Origin of the sequence: Acinetobacter sp. Ag2, from assembly GCF_001005515.1 — a bacterium.
Lineage (GTDB): Bacteria > Pseudomonadota > Gammaproteobacteria > Pseudomonadales > Moraxellaceae > Acinetobacter > Acinetobacter bereziniae.
Genome location: NZ_LBNA01000050.1, coordinates 54786 through 76889, shown reverse-complemented (window position 1 = coordinate 76889; position 22104 = coordinate 54786). Strand labels below are relative to the sequence as shown.

Sequence of the window (22104 nt, the reverse complement as noted above, 5' to 3'; positions counted from 1 at the left end):
CTTACATTTCTATTTGAGAGCAGATTGTCTTATTTTTGAGAAGTATTCTGATTGTAACTGTTGATCAGGTTACGGTAGTCAGGTATATGGTTGGCAAATAATGTACCTAAACCTTCGATATCATTGCGCCAGTCACGATGTAATTCACAGGCAGCACCAAACCAAGTCATTAACTGTGCCCCTGCACTGCTCATACGATCCCAAGCTGAATCACGAGTGAGTGGATTGAAAGTGCCAGAAGCATCGGTAATCACAAACACATCAAAGTCTTCTTCAAGGGCTGAAAGGGCAGGAAAAGCCACACAAACTTCAGTCACAACCCCTGCAATAATCAATTGCTTTTTGCCAGTTGCTTTTACAGCTTTCACAAAGTCTTCATTGTCCCAAGCATTGATTTGACCAGGGCGAGCGATATAAGGCGCATCTGGAAAGAGTTGTTTTAACTCTGGTACAAGCGGACCATTTGGACCATCTTCAAAACTGGTGGTTAAAATGGTTGGAAGGTTAAAATATTTAGCTGCTGCTGCGAGTGCCAATACATTGTTCTTAAATTTATCTGGATCAATATCACGTACTAAAGACAACAATCCTGTTTGATGATCGACTAATAATACGGCTGCATCTTCTTTATTTAAACGAACGTAAGGTTTGCCCATTTTTTATATCCTGAATTTAAAAAAGTTTAAATTGTGCTTAAAAACAAAACAAATTGCTTTGTATGGACTTTATCTTAGGGTGTTTATATTGAACAAATAAGTCTAAAAAATGAGATAAATAATCCCATATATAAGATTATTATCGGGCATGTAAGGGGGAGTATTGAGCTTTAATGTCCTATATTTGAGATACAGTGTGTTGATGGGTTGCTGTATTCAGCACTTTAAAAAACATAAAATACAATCATATTAAAGCCTAGAGATAGGAGAATTGAGATGAAAAGAATTATCGGTGTATACCGCAATCAAAATATGCATTGGGTGGGTGATGGCTTTCCAGTAAAAAGCTTGTTTTCTTATGATCGTTTAGGTCAGGCAATCAGCCCGTTTTTACTTTTAGACTATGCCGCACCTTATACATTTGCACCGAGTCATGAACAGCATGGTGTGGGTTCGCATCCTCATCGTGGTTTTGAAACCGTAACTATTGCATATCAAGGTGAAGTGACTCATAAGGATTCACATGGCGGTGGTGGAACGATTAAAACTGGCGATGTGCAATGGATGACTGCGGGCGCTGGTTTGGTTCATGAAGAATTCCATTCACATGAGTTTACCGAAAAAGGCGGTCTGTTTGAAATGGTTCAGCTTTGGGTAAACTTACCTGCGGCAGATAAAATGACTCAACCGAAGTACCAAGCCATTTCTGCACAAGATATTCCTGTGATTCATTTTGATGATGATGCAGGGCATTTGCGTGTGATTGCTGGAAAATATGCTGAACAACAAGGCGCTGCTTCAACATTTAGCCCTGTGAATGTATGGGATGGTCAATTAAAAGCAGACCATACGCAAATTGTTCATGTTCCTGTTGACCATAATGCGTTGGTGGTTGTCCTTGAAGGTGAAATGCTACTCAACGGTACGCAAAAAGTACTCGACAGTTCGATCGTCATGTTTGATCAAGATGGCGATGTAGCAATTCAACTTGAAGCGATGCAAGATGCTAAGTTTTTGGTGTTGACTGGTAAACCGTTGAATGAACCTATTCAGGGTTATGGTCCATTTGTGATGAATACCAAGGAAGAGATCGTGCAAGCTTTTAACGATTTCAATCAAGGTAAATTCGGCGAAATTGCAGCAGAAGCTTAAACAAAGGCGGATTGTAAAATCCGCTTTTTTATACTCGAAATTGTATGAAGTTCGGGTCTGAAAAAGAAAAAAGAGCTTTGATCTCATCAATCAAAAGCTCTTTACGCTGTAGTTTTCTTGTATTCGAAATCGCTATTCTTATATGATGGTTTTAATGTGTTGCATGCATCATAATAAATGAAAAATGTGAAGTAAAGCACATATTGGGTTGTTTGCCTAAATTCTGAGCATAATGATAAAAATTGATCAAGGCTTATTATGCGAACAACAGCAAAAATTTTCATCCTATAGGTAAATTTCAAAGTGAAAAAAAAGGATCTCTATTCCACACTATAGAGATCCTTTTTGTGCTGTAGTTTCTTTTATTGTCGATATAGTCATAATTATTTGTTTTTATTATAAATGTGATTTGCTTATCATTTTTATGCTGTAAATTTTAAATAAGAAAATACGGTTTGTAAACGATTTTTTAATAAATAGTTAAATTATCTTTATGTTTTTAACAGAATTTTTCAATATATGAAAATAAAAATGAAATATAAATCATGTAGATCGCATACATTCGCAATATTTAGGATTCCGATGAATGGTAAGCTTAAAATGGGCATTTTTTTCTAAAAAAATTCCAACAAAAAAAGTTAAATGTGGAACTTTTTAATACCGTGATTTAATCCGCTATAGCTCATAATAAAAAAAATGGTTACGCACGGATAATAACTTTGGATATTGCAGTGATTGGTAGTGGTATGGCTGGCCTAGCTACCGCAAGAATTCTTAAAGATGCAGGTCATCACATTACCATCTTTGAAGCATTACCTGGTCGTGGGATGGATAGTCACAGTATTGAGTTTGAAGGTGGCTTAATTGATGCGCCATTACGTGTGATGAATCCACATTTATGGAAAAACACGCTTAGCCTAGCGACACATTTGGGTATAAAAACATTTCCTGTACGCACTTTTATGGCGTGCAGTTGGTTATTTGAAGATAAAACAGAAACATGGTTGACCACCTCTCGTACTCGGATTGGTAATTTTCCGATTATCAATAACCGCAAAGGCATTAAGCAGTACGGATGGCGTTTGGTGAAAGGGATGTTGCAACTTAAAACAGCAATTTCTCAGTTTTTTAAATCTAAAAATCAAGAGATTACCCTCGCAGATTTTATCAATCAGAATGAAATCGAAGAAGTATTTTGGCATGGTGCGGTAATGCCAGTGCTCTATACAATTTGTACCTGTGACCCTAAAACGATTGGTGAATGGCCAGCAAAGCCGTTGTTAATCTTTTTAAAGCAATTAACTGATGGCGATGCATTGCTTCGTTTACATGGCGGTACACCTGCTTTTGTCGATAAATTAATCGAAGGCATTGATATACATAGCAGTTCTGAAATTACGCTGGTTGAAGAACAGGGCGAAGGTGTTTTGGTTAAAAATGCCCAAGGCGAGCAATTCCAGTTTGATCGTGTTGTGGTTGCAACCCCGACCAACAAATTGGACAGTTTTTTAAATGTTGAACAGTTTGCTGATGATATTGAACTTTTGAAAAAGTTTAAATTTGAGCAGGGTGAATTGGTCATGCACACCGATCCAACGGTGATGCCTCCAAACCGTAAAGACTGGTCCGTGTTGAGCTATATGATGGACCGTAAATTTACCAAGCAACAGTTCACGGTTTGGCTCAACTCGATTGAACCGAGTCTGGTGGGCAAGTCTCCAGTCTTCCAAACTTGGCGTCCAGTTACGACAATTGATCCTAAGAAAATTATTTCAACAGTGACCTTAACGCGCGCTGTGGTAGACTCTGAAACTGTTGCATTGAATAAAGAGTTGCAAGCGCGCCATAAAGTGGCAAATCGCAAAGTCTTTTATTGTGGTTCATGGTCATGTGATGGCTTACCTATCCTTGAGTCAGCGGTCACTTCGGCAATGCATATTGCAGAGATATTTAATGCACCATTGCCATTTAAAGGTTTAAAGCCTAATGTTGAGGTCGCACCACAACTCGGTTATTAATGCTAAATCAGATGGGTGGTGTGTCAGCATCACTTTCAGATTGAGCATTTAAACATGAAATGGATTCAAGCAATTCAGCAACAACTTCCCAAACATAAATATGCAATCAATGCAAAGATGTTGGGCGATACCGCTGAATGTGCTTGGACCAATCTCGGCTTGTGGACAGTAACAACGTCTTCCTACCCCCAAGCCTGCCAACAGCTTGCACAAGGACTTGCAGACGCCGTGCAACTTCAATCGCATGATCGTGTACTAGATTTGGGTTGTGGGCAAGGTGCGAGTTTAAAATATTGGTTAACGCATTATCAGATTCAGCATCTTGAAGCAGTAGAGCTACAACCACACTGCGTCAAACAAATTCAAAAGCAACTTCCCCGTGTTAAAGCAGTTCATTGCCAATCCTTTTTGAATTTAAATAAAAATCTTTTCTCTCAAGCTTTTGATGTGGTGATGTGTATTGATGCAGCCTACCATAGTGATTTAAATTCATTTCTGACTTCAGTTGCACCACTTTTAAATTCAAAAGGACGTTTAGCTTTTCATTATTTGATGCTGTCAGATGTCCATTTAAATTCAAAACAAAAACTCAAATATCAATACTTACTCAAAGCAGCAGATGTTCGATTCAAAACTTTAAAGACAGAACAGCAAATTCATCAAGTACTAGCACAACATCATTTTAACCAGATTGAGATTCAAGATATTTCTACAGCGGTATTTGCTGGGTTTAGTCAATATATTGCTGCTAGAAAAGACATGGGTCGAGGGTTGGATCAATTCAAAATACAGATGACCGCCAAGCTCTGCGAAACACTATTTAACGAGGGCGTCGTGCGCTATATACAGATCAGTGCGATAAAAGTATAAAGATAAGATTTTTCAATTGAAGAAATCAGCAAAAGAAGACCGAATATGACGATGCAAAAAGCATCATTCAGAAACAACAAAGCCTCACTAAAAAGCGAGGCTAAGTAAAAAATGGTGCCGGCACACGGATTCGAACTGTGGACCTACTGATTACAAGTCAGTTGCTCTACCAACTGAGCTATGCCGGCAACGTGGCGAGAATTCTACAGAAAAATGATAAGAATGCAAGCCAAAAAATAAGCACTTGAGTGAGTTAAAGTTTTCTTATTTAAAATCAAAGATTTTTAAAATGTTTGGGAAAGCTGTAATATTGAAAGAGAGGTTAAAAGAATTAAACTAGTAAATGCCAGTTTGTACAGTATAGATTGGTTTTTTAAGCAATCGGTCATCTAATTTTAGAATTGTGCTGATTTTAGAAACTTAACCAAAAATTGTCATTGAAAAAACCACACTATTGGCAAGCAATAAAATTGCAAATAAAACGATTTGGAAGTTTTTCATAGTATTTATTTTTTAGTGTGAAATAATATGCATTATTTTTATCAAAGTTGAATTGATAAGTAAATAGTGAAGCATTTATTATTTCAAAAAAACATATTATTTTTTAAGTATTTTTAAATCCAAAACATATTTTTTGATCTTGAATGATTTGATTTTCCTTAGAATTGTTGGTTGTGTATCAAACATCTTCTAGGATGGTCTCGTTGGATCAATCACTCAGCCAAAATGAGTTAAAGTGGATGTATACGATAGAGATGAAATGGTTGTGTACTGGCAAAAAGGCTTACTGAAATGTAAGCCTTATGGTTTTTAGTGAATTTGAATAAATCTTTATCCGATTTAAAAATATAGACTTATTTTCTCCTCAAAATATGATCTAAATCTTGTGCGCATTCTTCTAGAGTGATTGCCATATCAAATTGCATTTGGGGTTTCAATTCGTTTGCGAGTTTTCTCCATTGCTCAATCAACTGGATAGCTTTCTGAATTTTATGTTTATTTACATCCTTGGCAATAGTTGGGGTGTATCCACCACGTTTAGCATTTTTGACTTGTCTTACATAATTGGCGCTGTTATTCATTGTTGCTCCCGAATAGCAGTTTTATGTCATAAACTTGTTTGAATCGCTAATAGGTACTGCATCATCATTATCTAAAGAGAATATTACATCTATATGATTTTTATTTTGTATTTCACCTCCTTTGCATATATCGAGAAGTTCTTTTCACTTGATACTAATTCAAGAAAGTATGAATTGAAATAGGGAATTGTCTGATTCATTCAGTGGATATGTATCTATTTGCTTCAAAAAACAGTTTAAATATCGTATAACTCAATGAAGTCAAAAACAGAACAATTGAGAATGAAAAGATTCAGTATTTTATTATTTTTGGTTTCGGTTGCACATGCTGAAGTTTCGAACGAATGTCAGTTGGTTGAAGAAACCTCCGCAATGTTAATGCAGTTACGTCAAAGTGGTTTGTCGCTGGATGATGTGGATTTTAATCCTGAAGCCTTGTCTGCAAAAGAACAGGTATTGTTACAAGGTATGATTGACGATGCAAAGGTTGTTCCGATCTATCAAATTCCTTTAACCCGTCAAAAAGCCATTGATGATTTTAAACTCAAGTGGCAAGAAGTATGTCAGTCAGCAGATGTAGTGACGCCGACTGAAACGAGATAAGCTCTTATTTTTCGATCAAGCTAAGAAGTTTGTTGAAGTCAGACAATTTCAGATTATCCCATTCGATCAGATTGAAATAAAACCGATGTGTCTAAAACAGATCGGTCTCATTAAAAATTACAGGTTACTTGTGCTTGATGTTTTAAGCAGATCAATCACAGTTAAGTGAACCGATAAACCTGACCTTCTATTTTAAGGTCTACAGATTTGATTTGTTTCATCGGGCAGTGATCTAAAATAATACTTAAGCCTTCATCAGTTAAATTTTCACCATCCGCTCCCCACGTAACCACTTGACATGATTTGTTATCTTGAGTCGAAATTTTTAATTCGTCGATCCACAGATCTTTGAATTGATTGGCTTTCATAAATTCAATACTGATGATCTGATCAACATTGGGTCTAGGGTCAGCGCTATACATAAACCAAATCAGTGGATATGCAGTGTTAGAACAATCAACACTGTATTCATTTGCTCCACAATGCTGCATTTTAATCACTGAGTTTGATGACTTTTTAACGCTTTGTATTGGTTGAGCTGATGAAGTAAGGCTAGCGGAAGGCTGTGCAGATACCTTATCTATTGCGGCTTCTGACGCTGACTTTTGTGTTGGTTCAGATTGGATGGTTGTCTCATGATCATTTTCTTGTGGGTTTGACTTGGATTGATTGAATAAAATATAAATAATCGCGATCAGTGCGACGATCATAATTAGATTGATGATGATTTGTGGCTGAAGTTTCATGTCATTCTCCTTTTTTAGTTTTTTATTAATAGCTGATCAACGCTAAAGTTTATTTAGGCTTGAGTAGTAATCCGCCCACAATCAAAAGAATCAGTACACCACCAATAAATTTACCCACAGAAGGAAACATCACCGCAGGCCAAACAATGCCTTGCCCTAAATGATAGGCAAATGATTTATAGCTTTGTGATCCCCAATAGTTTTGGTAGAGGGCAAATAGTAAGCCAATGATGAAGTAACCACGGATGAGCCAAGATGTAATGGATGTATTCATTTATTTTCCCCCAAGTGCAAATTTAAGAAGTAGGTAAAACAGTCCAAACATGATCATCAAGCCGATAAAGGGAAGCCCTAGAAAACAGATGATCACGATCACACAAACGATTGCTGCTATCGTTCTCATGACTTACTCCCTCAAGCATTGCAGACCGCTTTGCATCAAGTCGTATTGAAATGATTCGCTCTGGGGCAGTGTGTAGAGGTTGTTCTTTAAACTATCTTCTCCGTATTTGCTTTCGAGTTTTTTATAGGCACATTTGCATGCGCTGCGGTCCATACCTGTAGACTGACAGCCACTGATAAACTCACGTTCTGATTTACTGGCGCAACCGAGTGTCAGGAGTGAACAGGTGATGATTAAAATTGAAGTGTGAATGTTCATCATTCTCTCTCTTTTATTGTTGTGGTTATTTTTTAAATTTAGATTCAGCAATTTGATCAAATTCAAGGCGTAGCTTGCCTGTCCAAAGAGCAGTTATGCCTTTAGATCAATCTAAGCTGAAATAAAATCTATAAATTTTGCCAAAGGCACGGGATATGCCTAAAACGTTTTTGAGAAAGGAATAAAAATAAGAAATGTTTAGTCATGGTTGACTCCTTTTGATTAGAAAGAGTCTTACCAACTTACTGCTAAATAATGGAGGCAAGACTAGAAGGGTTAGCAGACTGGTACAAAAGGAAACCAGCGCACGCAAGCGTGCCCCTCCTAGCCTCACCATAAAGGCGTGACTTAGGAGAACGCACAAAACCAATATCGCGTTGTTGTGCGCCTTTTGTAGAACGGTCTGCTAAAACCGACTGACAATGTAGGTCAGCAGTTGAATGATAAGTTTTGGGGTGGGTTTAGTCAATCAAACATGAATGCAAAGAATAAGTAAAATTAAAATTGAAATGCATTATGAAACATTTTTTGAAAAATTAATAAAAAAGTATGAAGATGTATTAAATCATTCTAATTGTTATAGAATTAGCCTTATTATTTTATGATTATTAAAGTCTATATTTAAAAGAGTGGGGGAAGGATGAAGGGTGAAGCAAAACAATTTGTGAAATTTATTGATGGTTCAGATAAGAGATTTATTATACCTGTATACCAACGTAACTATAATTGGCAGAATAAACATTGTGCTCAGCTACTTAATGATTTGAAAGGGTTAATTAAAAAAGCTGATGCTCCTCATTTTTTTGGTAGTATTGTTTCAAGCCATATGCAGGGCGGGAAAAAAGAAGATTTTTTAATTATTGATGGGCAACAACGTTTAACAACAATTTCAATTTTATTGATTGCTATTGTAGATTTACTGAAGCATAAAAAAGTTATTCCTAAAGATAATCGTTTAATTGATAAAATTACTAAAAAACATCTAGTGGATGAATATCAAGGAGATCAACGAAAAATAAGGCTAAAACCAATCAAAGATGACTGTAAAGCCTTTGATGCATTGTTTGGTGATGAGTCTGATTTTGTGGATGGTTCTAATGTAACTTCAAATTTTAGGTATTTTCGAGATAGGATAGTCAATGAAAATATCGACATTGATGATTTGTATGACGCAATTTCAAGATTACACATTATTGATATTTTCTTAGAAAAGGATGACGATCCCCAACTAATATTTGAAAGTTTAAATTCGACGGGACTTGAACTTGAAGAGGGAGATAAAATTCGAAATTTTATTTTGATGGGACTTTCTCCAGATTTACAAGAAAAATATTATGAGGCTTTTTGGAACAAAATCGAAAAAAATACCAATTTCAAAGTGAGTGACTTTTTTAAAGATTATTTAACCTTAAAATTAAATCGTACTGTTGTTATTAAAGACATATATTTTATTTTTAAGGATTATGTGAAAAAAAATAATCATGATATTGAGGCTCTGTTAAAAGATTTATTAGATTATTCAAAGCTTTATGCAATTATTTTAAATCCTATACAATATCAAAACAATTTCACTTCTGTGTTGATACGACTTGGTCAGTTAGAGTTTACAGTTATCTATCCAATATTATTGGCAATTTTAAAACGTTGGACTGAAAAAAATCTGACCGATCAAGAGGTCACTGAAATTCTAAGAGTTACGGAAATATTTTTATTCAGACGTTTGATTGTTGGCTTGGCAACAAATGCTTTGTCTAAAATTTTTGCAACTTTAGATAAAGATGTGACTAAGAAAGTACAATCCAATCCACGAGCTACTTATACTGAAATTTATAAATATGTACTGTTGAATAAAGAGGAATCTAGTCGTTTTCCTAATGATGAAGAATTTGAGCAGGCTCTTTTTGGTCGTAATATTTATGCCATGAGTTCAAAAAATAAAGCATATTTATTTAGTTTTCTCGAAAACGGGGAAAGCAAAGAACAAGTTAATGTAATCGAAAGAATTAAAGATGGTATATACACCATAGAGCATATTATGCCCCAAACGCTTTCGCAGATTTGGCAAAAAGAACTGGGTGAAAAATCACAACAGATTCATGAGAAATGGTTACATACTTTGCCTAATTTGACACTAACGGGTTATAACAGTAAATATAGCAATAGACCTTTTAAAGATAAATTAGATATTGAAAATGGATTTAAAGACAGTAATTTACGTTTAAATCAATATGTAAGAGAATGCTTAAAGTGGACAGAAGATGAGCTGATTGAACGACAAAATCATCTGTCTAAAAATTCACTTAAACTCTGGTATTACCCAACAACAAGTTATGCTCCACCTGTAGAGGAGACGAATGAATATCTATTGGAAGATGACTTTGATTTTACAGGATACACTTTGGTTTCTTATACGTTATATGATTTTGAATCTAAAGTACAATCATGGAAAGAAATGCAGATAGATGTTGTAAAATATTTATTAGAGCAGAACACGACGAAGATTATGAGTTTATGTGCTGATCAAACCTTTTATGATCTTTCCTTACAAGAAACGACAAATAGTTTTACTGAAATCAGTAGGTCTGTTTTTTTATATACAAATTGTTCAACTAAAACCAAGATAAATATTCTTAAAAAAGTATTCGAGCAATGTAATGTTGAAGAGTCTGAGTTAAGTTTTTTAATAAAAAAGGATGGTAATATTTAAAGTTGGTGATGTGTATCTTAAAGTGAGATTTAAACAAATCTCACTTAATTTTTTTATAATAAATTTATGGTAATTAAAAATATTGACCGTTTTTCAACAATATTTATTTAAATGAGGATTGTCTTTTGGGAATTGTCGATGAGTTTAAAAAGTTTAATGCAGAATTAAAGAACCCAAATTGGTCTGTATCTTCAATTAGCTCCAATAATGAACTAATTGTAAGCTTATGGGGACATAAACCATTACTCACTCGACATCCAACTGAAAGAAAACAAATTTACCGTGATTGTATTGATAGATGGTCAGGTAATGGATGTAATGAGCTTAAAAAAAACCTTGATCTTACTTTTTTTCAAAAATTAAAGATAAGACCAATTATATCAATGCTCAATAACTCAAGTGACTTTCAGTATATTTTAGACGGCAAAGATGCCAGTCAATATCCTAAAAGATTCAATGCAAAAATAGATTGGGTAGGAGAGTTAAAAGTTTGGGATGGTATTCATTTTGAAATTGAATTTAGGCTCGATCATTGAATTCTATTGATATATGAAAGTTTGGTTAAAGAGTTGTTTTCAATATATTCATCGCAAGTTAGGTAATCCTGATCATCTACGGCATTGTTGCTTCGATATTCATATTGTGAAGCGCTTTTTGTGTTGATTGATTAAAAATAAAAAACTATAAGTTGAGAACCTCCTTTAAATTAGCGAGAATGCTTAAGAATAAGAATTTCTTTGCGTGCTCAAAATGCACAAAGAAATGAAATAAGTTTTAATCTGATTAAACAACTGTAGATAACCTATGAACAAGCAACAACTCGCGTCCAAAATTTGGGAATCCGCAAACAAAATGCGCTCAAAAATTGAGGCAAATGAATATAAAGACTATATCTTGGGGTTCATGTTCTACAAATTTTTGTCGGATAAAGAACAAGCTTTTTTGGAAGCCAATGACTTTCGTCCGACTGATATTGAAGCACTTACTGAAGAAGATACTGAAACAGTTGAATTTATAAAAAATGGTGTTGGTTATTTCATTGCCTATGATAATTTATTTTCAACATGGTTGAAAAAGGGTAATGATTTCAATGTTGCCAATGTTCGTGATGCATTGTCTGCCTTTTCTCGTTTAATCAGCCCCTCGCATAAAAAAGTATTTGATGGCATTTTTAAAACGCTAGAAACGGGGTTAAGCAAGTTAGGTAACAGTTCTAACGATCAAACCAAAGCAATCAGTGATTTATTGCAATTGATCAAAGTTATTCCGATGAATAACAAGCAAGACTACGATGTACTTGGTTTTATTTATGAATATTTGATTGGTTCATTTGCTGCTAATGCAGGTAAAAAAGCAGGTGAGTTTTATACTCCACATGAAGTATCTGTGTTGATGTCTGAAATCATTGCGCATCACTTAAAAGATCAGCAAGAAATCAAAATTTACGATCCAACTAGTGGTTCTGGGTCGCTATTGATTAATATTGGTAGTTCAGTTGCCTAGCACGTCAACGATGAAAATAAAATCAAATATTACGCACAAGAGTTAAAGGAAAATACCTATAACTTAACCCGTATGAATTTGGTGATGCGTGGTATTTTGCCTGCGAACATTGTGGCTCGAAATGCCGATACTTTAGAGGATGATTGGCCGTATTTTGAAGACCATGATCCAATCAGTACTTATACACCGTTGTATGTCGATGCTGTGGTGTCTAATCCGCCTTATTCTCAAGCATGGGATTCAGCGAATAAAGAATCTGATCCACGTTATGCTCGTTTTGGTTTAGCACCAAAAACCAAGGCGGACTATGCGTTTCTACTACATGATCTATATCATTTAAAACCTGATGGCATCATGGCGATTGTTTTGCCACACGGCGTATTGTTCCGTGGTGGTGAAGAAGAACGTATTCGTAAAAACTTGCTTGAAAATAAACATATAGATGCAATCATTGGATTACCTGCCAATATTTTCTTTGGTACAGGTATTCCAACTGTAATCATAATTTTAAAACAACGTCGACAAAGCAGTGATGTGCTTTTTGTTGATGCATCGAAAGGCTTTATCAAGGTTGGTAAAAATAACCATCTACAAGCATCCAACATTAAGAAAATTGTTGATGCCGTTGTACAGCGTGAAGACATTGAGCAATTTTCTAAATTGGTCAGCTTGGAAGAAATCCGTGAGCAAGGTTATAACTTAAATATTCCTCGTTATGTAGACTCGTCTGCAACAGCAGAAACTTGGGATATTTATGCCACCATGTTTGGCGGTATTCCAAAGAAAGAAATTGATGCTTATGCCGAGTATTGGAAGGCGTTCCCTCAGTTACGCCAAGACTTATTTACTGACAGCGATACACCTTATGTCGATTTAGCCACGACAGAAATCAGTAACGCTATTCATCAGCATGCCAATGTTCAAACATTTAAAACGCAATTTAATACGGCTTTTGCCAATTTCCATGATTATTTAAAAGCTGAACTCATTGGTAAGATGCAGTCTTTGCATATTGCACAGCAGGAAAATGTTTTAAGTCAGGATATTTTCAAGCGTTTGGAAAATATTGCTTTAGTTGACAAATATCAAGCCTATCAAGCCTTGGATGATCAATGGCAAACCATTATAGGAGATTTGGAAATTATCCAAACAGAAGGTTTGAACAAAGTCAAAGTCGTAAATCCTAACATGGTCTTAAAAAAGAAAGATGGTAAAGAGCAGGAAGTTCAAGACGGTTGGGTGGGTTATGTGTTGCCATTTGATTTGGTACAACAACATTTACTGATTGATGAACTCACTGCGTTGCAAAATAAAGAACGTGCTTTAACTGAAGCCAGTGCTGAAATTGAAGCGATCATGGACTCGTTGTCTGAGGAAGATAAAGATACTTTGTTGAACGATGCCAATGATGCGTTTGTTACAGCAGAAATTTCTAAAGCATTGAAACAGGCATTCGAATATATTGAAACGCCAGAAATCCGTGCGATTAATGAATTATTAGAATTGCTTGCCAATAAAGCGAAAAAGCCAGAACAGGAACAGTTTGTACAGGCACATCCTGAAGTACAGTGGGCGAAGATTGAAGCCAATAAAAACGGTACTTATGCAGTAGGAAAAGTGAAAGCGTATTTAAAAACGTTACAAGCTAATTTTACTTTTGCGGAAGACTCTCTGGAAGCGAAGTTGTTCCAAGTGGAAGATTTGCTTGCACAGGAAAAAGAGCTGAAAACCGAGATTAAAGCCGATGCCAATACCTTGCATTTGTTGACCAAAACTACGATTGAAGCACTAGAAAATTCACAAATTTTAGAGTTGTTGGAAGCGAAGTGGGTACAACCAATTCTATCTGTAATTTTGGCGTTGCCGAATGAAGTGATTGAGCATTTGGCTGATGTGGTACAGGCTTTGGCAGATAAGTATGCCGTAACCTATACTGAAACCACGCAAAAGTTGATTGAAGCGGAGCATAGTCTTGCTGACTTGATAGATGATTTAACAGGTGATGATTTTGATATGCAAGGTTTGGCACAGTTTCAAGCATTGTTAAAAGGGGCTTAATTTGGAAAAGCAAACGTGTCCTGAGCTTCGTTTTAGTCAATATAAAAATGATTGGAATGAAACAACATTAGGAGAAGTTGTTGATATTGTAGGCGGTGGAACACCTGATACTAACGTGCCTGAATTTTGGAATGGTGATATAGATTGGTATTCGCCTACTGAAATTGGTGAGAATGTTTATGTTAATGGAAGTCTAAAAAAGATCACGGCATCAGGGTTAAAAAATAGTTCTGCAAAAGTATTGCCTGCAAAGAAAACAGTGTTATTCAGTTCAAGAGCTGGCATTGGCGATATGGCAATATTGGGTAAACCAGCTGCAACGAATCAAGGATTTCAATCTTTTATTGCCAATAGTATTGATGTTTATTTCCTCTATTCGATGGGAGCTAAAATCAAGAAGTTTGCCTTGAGTAAAGCTTCAGGGTCTACTTTTTTAGAAATTTCAAGAAATCAGCTTGCTCAAATGGAGTTTTTTGCCCCATCAGTTGAATCAGGTGAACAAACCCAAATCGGTAATTTTTTCCGAAATCTAGACCAATCTATTGCCTTAAACGAAAAGAAACTGACTCAAACACAAAATCTTAAAAAAGCCATGCTGGAAAAAATGTTTCCAAAAGCAGGAAGTACGCAACCTGAGATTCGTTTAAAAGGGTTTAGTGAGAAGTGGAGGAATTTTCAATTATCCAATTTTATTTCGATTAAACATGGCTTTGCATTTGATGGGACATATTTCAGTGAAACTGAGACAAATTTATGTTTATTGACTCCTGGCAATTTTATGATTGGTGGTGGCTTCAAAGCTGAGAAGTTCATTTACTATAATGGTGCAGTACCTAAAAATTATATACTTCAAGAAAATGATCTGTTAGTAACGATGACTGATTTGAGTAAAGAAAGTGACACTTTGGGTTTACCTGCTTTGGTTCCTTTAATTCGAGGAAAAATATTACTCCATAATCAACGGTTAGGATTAATAACTTTTGAGAACGATGAATTAGACAAAGGTTTTCTTTTCTATTTGTTACAAACTGAGTCGTATCATAAATATATTGTTTTATCTGCCACAGGTACAACCGTAAAACATACTTCCCCAAATAAAATTTTGGCTTTTGTTTGTGATGTGCCTGAATATGATGAGCAAAAAGCTATTGCGAGTTTTTTCAAAGAGCTCGATGAAACTCTAGTATTACAACAGCAACAGCTTCAAACCTTAAAAAATCTAAAACAGGCTTTTTTAGAAAAGATGTTTGTTTGAATTTATATTAATCCCTCTAAGTCTCCCTTTGTAAAAGGGAGACTTTTTATAAATTGACTTGATAAAAGCAAATCGACCATGACATTTAAAAGCGAAAAAGAATTTGAACAGGCATTTATTGAAACTCTTTTTAACAAGGGCTGGGAAAGTACTGTTTTAAAAAATCCTACGGAACAGGATTTAATCAACAACTGGGCAAATATTCTTTTTGAAAATAATAGCGGTATAGATCGGCTGAATGGTCAGCCACTTACTGACTCCGAAATGGCGCAGATATTAGAACAAATCAAAGAGTTGCGTACACCTATGGCTTTGAACGGTTTCATTAATGGTAAATCCGTTGCAATTAAACGAGACAACCCTAATGATCCATCACACTTGGGTAAAGAAGTCAGTCTCAGTATTTATGATCGTCAACAAATTGCCGCAGGGCAAAGCCGTTACCAAATCGTACAACAGCCCAAATTCCCAACGTCTTCAACGATTTTAAATGATCGACGTGGTGACATTATGTTGCTCATTAATGGCATGCCCGTATTTCATGTTGAACTTAAACGTTCAGGTGTACCTGTCAGTCAAGCCGCATATCAAATCGAAAACTATGCGCGTTCAGGCATATTTTCGGGGCTGTTTTCATTGGTGCAAATCTTTGTTGCCATGAATCCAGAAGAAACTAAATACTTTGCCAATCCCGGTCCAGATGGATCATTTAACTCAGATTACTATTTTAACTGGGCAGATTTTAACAACGAACCAATAAATTACTGGAAAGATATTGCAGCAGATCTTTTGTCTATCCCAATGGCACATCAGCTCATTGGATTTTACACCGTAGCGGATAAAACCGATGGCGTTTTAAAGGTCATGCGCAGTTACCAGTATTTTGCAGTTCGTGCAATTTCCGACCGTGTCGCTCGTATAGAGTGGGATGGAAGAGACCGTTTAGGTGGTTATATTTGGCATACCACTGGTTCGGGTAAAACCATGACCAGCTTTAAATCGGCTTATCTGATCGCAACTTCGAAAGATGCAGATAAAGTGATTTTCTTGATGGATCGTATTGAACTCGGCACGCAGTCATTAGAGCAATACAATAACTTTGCAGACACGGACGACTTTGTACAATCTACTGAAAATACTTATGCGTTGATTAGCAAACTCAAAAGTACCAATCCGAACGAAGTCCTGATTGTTAGCTCAATTCAAAAAATGAGTAATATCAAGCAAGAAGAGCGTGGTCTCAAAGCCCATGATATTGAGCAGATGCAGAAAAAGCGCATCGTCATTATTGTAGATGAAGCACACCGTTCAACCTTTGGCGATATGCTCATTACCATTAAAGAAACCTTTCCTCAGGCAGTCTTCTTTGGTTTTACAGGGACGCCGATTCAAGACGAAAATGAAAAGAATATGAATACCACCGCAACAGTATTCGGTCATGAGTTGCACCGTTACAGTATTGCAGATGGTATTCGAGATAAAAACGTACTCGGTTTTGATCCTTACCTGATTTCAACTTATAAAGATTCAAAATTACGAGAAGCTGTGGCTTTGGATGAAGCAAAAGCCAATACTGTTCGAGAGGCTATGGCTGATCCTAAAAAGAAAGAAATTTATTTACGCTTTATGGATAAAAGTCAGGTTGCTATGGCAGGTCATTGGGATAAAGCCAACAACTATATCAGAGGAATTGAAGATTACTTGCCAACAGAGCAGTATCGTCGTCCTGAGCATCAAAATAAAGTGGTTGAAGATATTTTAGAGAACTGGATTCAATATAGCCAAAATAATAAATTTCATGGCATGTTTGCCACCAGTAGTATTGCCGAAGCAATTGAATATTATCGTTTATTTAAAAAATTAAAACCTGAGCTAAAAATTACGGCATTGTTTGATCCAAATATTGATAATAATGAAAATGCTAAATTCAAAGAAGATGGCTTGGTTGAGATCATAAGCGACTATAATAATCGTTATGGCATGGAGTTCAGTTTAGCCACCCACGCCAAAATGAAGCGTGATATTGCTGACCGTTTAGCCCATAAAGAATTATATAAGCGTGTTGAACATACCCCTGAAAAACAGCTTGAGCTATTGATTGTTGTTGATCAAATGCTGACAGGTTTTGACTCTAAATGGGTCAATACTTTGTATTTGGATAAGATGCTTGAGTATGCAAACTTGATTCAAGCATTCTCACGTACCAACCGCTTATTTGGTAAAGATAAACCATTCGGTATCATTCGATATTACCGACGTCCGCATACGATGAAACGTAATATTGATGCAGCAGTTAAGTTGTATTCAGGCGATAAGCCTTTGGCTTTATTTGTAGATAAACTGCAAGATAACCTAAATAAATTAAACGCGATTTTTACTGATATAGAACAACTGTTTAAAAGTGCGGGTATCGAAAACTTTGAAAAGTTACCTGAAGACAAAGATGATTGTGGTCAGTTTGCAAAACTATTTAAGCAGTTCAATGAGCATCTTGAGGCTGCAAAAATTCAAGGTTTTAATTGGAAGCAACTTACCTATTGCTTTGATGATAAACAATCAAATGAGCCACCATTTGAGGTTAGTATAGACCAACAGACTTATTTAATTTTAGCTTTACGATACAAAGAGTTATTTTCTGAAGTTGGAAGCGGTGGTGGTGGCGGTAGTGTTCCATTTGAAGTTGAGGGATATTTAACTGAAATTGATACTGATAAGATTGATTCAGATTACATGAACAGTCGATTTACCAAATATTTGAAAGCATTGTATGATGGTGAAAAAGCTATATCACTTGAAGCCGCATTAAATGAACTGCATAAGAGTTTTGCAGCTTTAACGCATGATGAGCAAAGAATTGCAAATATCTTTTTGCATGACGTTCAACGTGGTGACGTGAAATTGCAAGAAGCTAAGTCATTTAGAGACTATATTACAGAGTATCAATTTAAAGCCAAAGAAGATGAAATATATGCTATTGCGACTTCTTTTGGTTTAAATGAGTCCAAACTTAGACAGTTGATTAACGCACATGTAAACGAAAGCAATATTGATGAATTTGGGCGCTTTGGGCAATTATTGAATTCTGTTGATAAGGTAAAGGCTAAACAATATTTTGAGCAGGAAGAAGGAATTAAAATTCCTACTTTTAAAGTCAATGTAAAAGTTGAGAAGCTTTTACGAACATTTATTTTAAGTAATGGTAAAGAATTATCTTAATAAGAATAGAGAAAGGGTCATAAAGACCTTTTCTCTATGAGCTATATATTTTTTGCTTCTGTTTCGAGCAAATACAGTTCATTAATCAATAAAAATTCTCGATATTGATGAACTAAATTTTCTTGAGGTTTTTCTCTGTGTGTACGTGCATTTCTAAAAGCTTGGTATGTACCAATAAATAAGTTTGCACGACCTATGATTTCAGATTTGTCTGGTAAATTCCAAGTAAGAGGAGCATTAAGTGATGCAAAAGCTTGAGAGAATAATTTACTACTGTGTTCACTTAGTCCTGTTCTTGTTCTTACAATATCTTCTAAGCGTTTATAAGCTTTTAACAGTGCAGAATCTGGATCATTTTTAAAGAGCAATGCTAAATCAAAAATTCTGTCATCAATGATTGAATAGGGAAGTTCAAGTGGATAATAACGTTTTAGACTAAACGTTGTTGAGACTTCATTTCTAAAAGAATAGATATAGTCATGTAATCGTATAGGACGGATAATTTTTTGTTTGAAAATAAAATCAATATCACCAACACTTAGCGATGAACTATTCAGCTTATTCATCATTTTTGATGCAATTAGAATTTCTTCAGTTTCGATTTCATGTCTATTTAATATAGTTAAAGCTGTTGCTAATCCTTTTGGTCCTTCGCCTGAGTAACCAGATGTAAATCCTGAACGGATAATATAATAACTTTCAAACCGATCCTTGAGGATTAATGCGTGGGTTTGATCAGAAGTCAGAAGTAAAGCATAGGAAAGATCAGAATGAGTTTGTAGTAGGTTATAAAGGCTCAACAAGCAGGTTTGTGTTATACCAACCTCTCCTAAATACTCAATGTGATAATAATTTTTAGTTTGAAACATAGTTTACCATTTCTTTTTATCAGTGGTAGAGTGAATGATGGAGTATAAATAAGTAAAAATCTATAATTTTGAATAATTAAGATATAATTATATTTGGGGAAAAAAGCATTTAGAAGTTGCTCAATATTTTTATAGAGACACATCATTAAAATCTTTTTAAAACACAAAAAAGCCTAAACCACGAAAGTTTAGGCTTTTCAGCTTCCAATGGATGAGGTTGGAATAAATTTGGCGGTGAAAGAGGGATTCGAACCCTCGATACGCTATAAACGTATACACACTTTCCAGGCGTGCTCCTTCAGCCACTCGGACACTTCACCAAGGCGACGGATAATAACCAAAAAAAAGAATTCTGCCAAGCAACAATTGAGTTAGAGCAAAAAAAATTTCACAGTGATATGATTGCGCAAAAATAGTGTCTAATTTTTGAAGACGAATCTATGCAAAGTACTGCAAAAAAAGCCGCGTTACCTGCGATCACACTCGCAGCATTAGGGGTGGTATTTGGAGACATCGGAACCAGTCCCTTGTACGCCCTACGCCAATGTTTTCTCACCGCACACATCGCCATCACTGAAGCAACAGTGCTGGGGATCTTATCGCTGATCTTCTGGTGCATGATGCTCACCATCAGCTTTAAATACGTCACCGTCATCATGCGGGCAGACAACAATGGTGAAGGCGGGATCATGTCTTTGCTGGCGCTCAACTTGCGTTCCAACCGAATTCCAGATAACCGAAAAATTTTTCTGATTGCTTTAGGTTTTATCGGGGCATCGTTGTTTTTTGGCGATGGTATCATTACCCCAGCGATTTCAGTGCTTTCTGCGATTGAAGGGCTAAGTATTGCTACACCGATGTTTAATAAATGGTTAATGCCATTGGCGATTGGTATCCTTACCGCATTGTTTCTTGTACAACGACATGGTACAGGGACGATGGGTAAATTCTTTGGTCCAATCACCCTGACTTGGTTTGCATCCATCGGTTTAATTGGTATTCACAGTATTAGTCAAACACCTTATGTCTTGACTATGCTGAGTCCACATTGGGCATTGAACTTTATTTTTCATCAGCCATTCGTTGCTTTCTTAACGATGGGAGCGGTGATTCTAACCGTAACTGGGGGTGAAGCACTCTATGCTGATATGGGACATTTTGGGCGACTGCCGATTCGTTTAGGTTGGTTTATTATCGTATTGCCGTGCCTCTTACTCAACTATGCAGGGCAAGGGGCGCTGTTGCTACGTGATCCAAGTGCGATCGAAAACCCATTCTACTTATTGGTGCCTGAGTGGGGTTTATATCCGATGATTGCCTTGGCAACAGCAGCGGCAGTGATTGCCTCGCAAGCGGTGATTACGGGCGTATTTTCAATGGCAAACCAAGCCATTCAACTGCGCTACTTACCACGTTTAACCGTACATCACACCTCTGATGTTGAGCAGGGACAAATTTACTTGCCGTTTATTAACTGGATTCTATTTGTTTCGATCCTATTGCTTATCGTGATTTTCCAAAACAGTGCCAACCTTGCCAATGCTTATGGTGTGGCGGTCACAATGACTATGCTGTGTGACACGATTTTAATCGCATTTTTAGCTTATGGTTTCTGGCGTTGGCCAAAGTGGAAAGTGGCATTATTTGCTGTGCCATTTTTAGTGATAGACAGTGTTTTTATTGGCTCAACCTCATTAAAAATCATCTCTGGGGGCTGGGTGCCGATCCTAATCGGTGCAATCGTGTTTACCATTCTGATGACATGGAAAACTGGACGAGAAATTGTCTTTAACCGTTTGGAAAAAGATGCACTGCCACTGGACTTGTTTATTAAAAGCGTTAGCTTGAGTGATGAAACTCAGTTTGTACCCGGACAAGCAGTATTCTTAACAGGTAATCCAAATATTGTACCGCATGCGATGTTGCATAATATTAAACATAATAAAGTGCTTCATGAACGTAACATCATGGTGACGGTGATTACCCGTGATGTACCTTATGTACCTGAGCAAGAGCGGATTCGTGTTGAAGTCTTAGATGATCGCTTCCAACGTGTCTTTGTTTATTATGGTTTTAAAGATCAGCCAGATATTCCGAATGCACTTGAATTGGCATATAAGCAACTTGAAGTTGAGTTCGATATGATGCATATCAGCTTCTTTATTTCACGTGATCGTTTAATTCATACCGTGGGTGAGGGTATGGCACCATGGCGTGAAAAACTGTTTATTTCAATGCAACGTAATACCAGCCCTGTGAGTGATTTCTATCAAATTCCACCGAACCGTGTAGTTGAAATGGGTAGTCAAATCGAGATTTAAAAAATCTCACAATATGAAAAGCCAGAAATCATTCTGGCTTTTTTTTATTTCAATCATTGGCTTGCGTTGACGTTGGTGCGGACGATGGGTGTTGCGAGAGGTCTTGATGTTGAGGAGGTGGGGCAATATCGATAATTCGGCGTGGTTCAGTTGAGTTCGGATCTTTCGGGATGGTTTCCAATATGCGTGGAGCAGGTTTAATTGGGGGCACTGTGGTTTTAAGTGCTGGTGGTGTTGGCTTTTATTCTGTAAATGAGGTTTTGTTGTCAGTTTAGACTGCTTTTCAATACTTTGCTTAGCCGTTGGTGAAGCAGCAAAAGCAGCGCAATTTAGCAAAGCACAGAGCAGTATCATTCCATATTTTGCTTGAAGTTTGAATCGTCGGAA

Annotated in this window: 17 protein-coding genes, 2 tRNA genes and 1 pseudogene; 10 read left to right on the top strand and 10 right to left on the bottom strand. The window is 36.3% G+C overall.

What is annotated here, in order from left to right; translation table 11 throughout:
• Positions 1–29: 29 nt before the first annotated feature.
• Positions 30–656: an isochorismate family cysteine hydrolase YcaC gene (ycaC, locus tag AAV97_RS11385; protein WP_005035223.1), complete on the bottom strand. Its 627-nt coding sequence runs from the start codon at positions 654–656 to the stop codon at positions 30–32.
• Between the two features lie 276 nt (positions 657–932).
• On the opposite strand from ycaC, the gene AAV97_RS11380 reads away from it, so the two are divergent.
• The 3 genes from AAV97_RS11380 (at position 933) to AAV97_RS11370 (ending at position 4696) form a co-directional block, all read left to right on the top strand.
• Positions 933–1808: a pirin family protein gene (locus AAV97_RS11380; protein WP_046760623.1), complete on the top strand. Its 876-nt coding sequence runs from the start codon at positions 933–935 to the stop codon at positions 1806–1808.
• Positions 1809–2527: 719 nt separating this feature from the next.
• Entirely contained in the window at positions 2528–3826 is a 1299-nt protein-coding gene (locus AAV97_RS11375) for an FAD-dependent oxidoreductase (RefSeq protein ID WP_009585502.1), read from the top strand.
• A gap of 54 nt (positions 3827–3880) precedes the next feature.
• Positions 3881–4696, top strand: coding sequence for an SAM-dependent methyltransferase (locus tag AAV97_RS11370; protein WP_046760622.1), 816 nt, complete (start codon positions 3881–3883; stop codon positions 4694–4696).
• A 112-nt stretch (positions 4697–4808) separates the two neighbouring features.
• Here AAV97_RS11370 and AAV97_RS11365 read toward each other — a convergent pair.
• Together AAV97_RS11365 and AAV97_RS11360 are read right to left on the bottom strand one after the other, a co-directional pair.
• Positions 4809–4884, bottom strand: a tRNA-Thr gene (locus tag AAV97_RS11365).
• Positions 4885–5550: 666 nt separating this feature from the next.
• Positions 5551–5778, bottom strand: coding sequence for a hypothetical protein (locus AAV97_RS11360; RefSeq protein WP_004826172.1), 228 nt, complete (start codon positions 5776–5778; stop codon positions 5551–5553).
• Between the two features lie 255 nt (positions 5779–6033).
• Here AAV97_RS11360 and AAV97_RS11355 point away from each other — a divergent pair, with 255 nt between their 5' ends.
• Positions 6034–6381: a hypothetical protein gene (locus AAV97_RS11355; protein ID WP_171249371.1), complete on the top strand. Its 348-nt coding sequence runs from the start codon at positions 6034–6036 to the stop codon at positions 6379–6381.
• Positions 6382–6542: 161 nt separating this feature from the next.
• Here AAV97_RS11355 and AAV97_RS11350 read toward each other — a convergent pair whose 3' ends face one another.
• From AAV97_RS11350 to AAV97_RS20905, 4 genes are read right to left on the bottom strand one after another with little or no spacing between them, the layout of a single operon-like run.
• Positions 6543–7127 carry a hypothetical protein gene (locus AAV97_RS11350; protein ID WP_046760620.1) on the bottom strand — a complete coding sequence of 195 codons (585 nt, stop codon included), beginning with the start codon at positions 7125–7127 and terminating at the stop codon, positions 6543–6545.
• 49 nt (positions 7128–7176) lie between these two features.
• Positions 7177–7401 (bottom strand): hypothetical protein, encoded by a 225-nt coding sequence (locus AAV97_RS11345; RefSeq protein ID WP_046760619.1) that lies wholly within the window; start codon positions 7399–7401, stop codon positions 7177–7179.
• Positions 7402–7530: a hypothetical protein gene (locus AAV97_RS21555; protein WP_009585514.1), complete on the bottom strand. Its 129-nt coding sequence runs from the start codon at positions 7528–7530 to the stop codon at positions 7402–7404.
• A gap of 3 nt (positions 7531–7533) precedes the next feature.
• On the bottom strand, positions 7534–7788 hold the full coding sequence (locus tag AAV97_RS20905; RefSeq protein ID WP_081409744.1) for a hypothetical protein: 255 nt from the start codon (positions 7786–7788) through the stop codon (positions 7534–7536).
• 640 nt (positions 7789–8428) lie between these two features.
• On the opposite strand from AAV97_RS20905, the gene AAV97_RS11340 reads away from it, so the two are divergent.
• The 5 genes and pseudogenes from AAV97_RS11340 to AAV97_RS11320 all read left to right on the top strand — a co-directional run bounded on the left by AAV97_RS11340 (position 8429) and on the right by AAV97_RS11320 (position 18527).
• A complete protein-coding gene (locus tag AAV97_RS11340) occupies positions 8429–10495 on the top strand; it encodes a DUF262 domain-containing protein (RefSeq protein WP_046760618.1) in 2067 nt (688 codons plus the stop codon).
• 125 nt (positions 10496–10620) lie between these two features.
• On the top strand, positions 10621–11031 hold the full coding sequence (locus AAV97_RS11335; protein ID WP_046760617.1) for a hypothetical protein: 411 nt from the start codon (positions 10621–10623) through the stop codon (positions 11029–11031).
• A 268-nt stretch (positions 11032–11299) separates the two neighbouring features.
• Positions 11300–14056: pseudogene (locus tag AAV97_RS11330) on the top strand (type I restriction-modification system subunit M).
• A gap of 1 nt (position 14057) precedes the next feature.
• On the top strand, positions 14058–15311 hold the full coding sequence (locus tag AAV97_RS11325) for a restriction endonuclease subunit S (protein WP_046760616.1): 1254 nt from the start codon (positions 14058–14060) through the stop codon (positions 15309–15311).
• 78 nt (positions 15312–15389) lie between these two features.
• Entirely contained in the window at positions 15390–18527 is a 3138-nt protein-coding gene (locus AAV97_RS11320) for a type I restriction endonuclease subunit R (RefSeq protein WP_046760615.1), read from the top strand.
• A gap of 41 nt (positions 18528–18568) precedes the next feature.
• Here AAV97_RS11320 and AAV97_RS11315 read toward each other — a convergent pair whose 3' ends face one another.
• Entirely contained in the window at positions 18569–19396 is an 828-nt protein-coding gene (locus tag AAV97_RS11315; RefSeq protein ID WP_046760614.1) for a TIGR02391 family protein, read from the bottom strand.
• 229 nt (positions 19397–19625) lie between these two features.
• Positions 19626–19716 (bottom strand) — tRNA-Ser (locus AAV97_RS11310).
• A gap of 120 nt (positions 19717–19836) precedes the next feature.
• On the opposite strand from AAV97_RS11310, the gene AAV97_RS11305 reads away from it, so the two are divergent.
• The gene (locus AAV97_RS11305; RefSeq protein WP_004826198.1) at positions 19837–21717 is read left to right on the top strand and encodes a potassium transporter Kup; all 1881 of its coding nucleotides are present in this window, start codon (positions 19837–19839) and stop codon (positions 21715–21717) included.
• Between the two features lie 49 nt (positions 21718–21766).
• Here AAV97_RS11305 and AAV97_RS21420 read toward each other — a convergent pair whose 3' ends face one another.
• Entirely contained in the window at positions 21767–21928 is a 162-nt protein-coding gene (locus AAV97_RS21420) for a hypothetical protein (RefSeq protein ID WP_228136542.1), read from the bottom strand.
• Between the last annotated feature and the right edge of the window lie 176 nt (positions 21929–22104).

Coding starts and splice junctions, on each gene's coding strand:
- ycaC (WP_005035223.1), bottom strand. CDS start 656: ATGGGCAAACCTTACGTTCGTTTAAATAAAGAAGATGCAGCCGTATTA.
- AAV97_RS11380 (WP_046760623.1), top strand. CDS start 933: ATGAAAAGAATTATCGGTGTATACCGCAATCAAAATATGCATTGGGTG.
- AAV97_RS11370 (WP_046760622.1), top strand. CDS start 3,881: ATGAAATGGATTCAAGCAATTCAGCAACAACTTCCCAAACATAAATAT.
- AAV97_RS11360 (WP_004826172.1), bottom strand. CDS start 5,778: ATGAATAACAGCGCCAATTATGTAAGACAAGTCAAAAATGCTAAACGT.
- AAV97_RS11355 (WP_171249371.1), top strand. CDS start 6,034: ATGAAGTCAAAAACAGAACAATTGAGAATGAAAAGATTCAGTATTTTA.
- AAV97_RS11350 (WP_046760620.1), bottom strand. CDS start 7,127: ATGAAACTTCAGCCACAAATCATCATCAATCTAATTATGATCGTCGCA.
- AAV97_RS11345 (WP_046760619.1), bottom strand. CDS start 7,401: ATGAATACATCCATTACATCTTGGCTCATCCGTGGTTACTTCATCATT.
- AAV97_RS21555 (WP_009585514.1), bottom strand. CDS start 7,530: ATGAGAACGATAGCAGCAATCGTTTGTGTGATCGTGATCATCTGTTTT.
- AAV97_RS20905 (WP_081409744.1), bottom strand. CDS start 7,788: ATGAACATTCACACTTCAATTTTAATCATCACCTGTTCACTCCTGACA.
- AAV97_RS11340 (WP_046760618.1), top strand. CDS start 8,429: ATGAAGGGTGAAGCAAAACAATTTGTGAAATTTATTGATGGTTCAGAT.
- AAV97_RS11320 (WP_046760615.1), top strand. CDS start 15,390: ATGACATTTAAAAGCGAAAAAGAATTTGAACAGGCATTTATTGAAACT.
- AAV97_RS11315 (WP_046760614.1), bottom strand. CDS start 19,396: ATGTTTCAAACTAAAAATTATTATCACATTGAGTATTTAGGAGAGGTT.
- AAV97_RS11305 (WP_004826198.1), top strand. CDS start 19,837: ATGCAAAGTACTGCAAAAAAAGCCGCGTTACCTGCGATCACACTCGCA.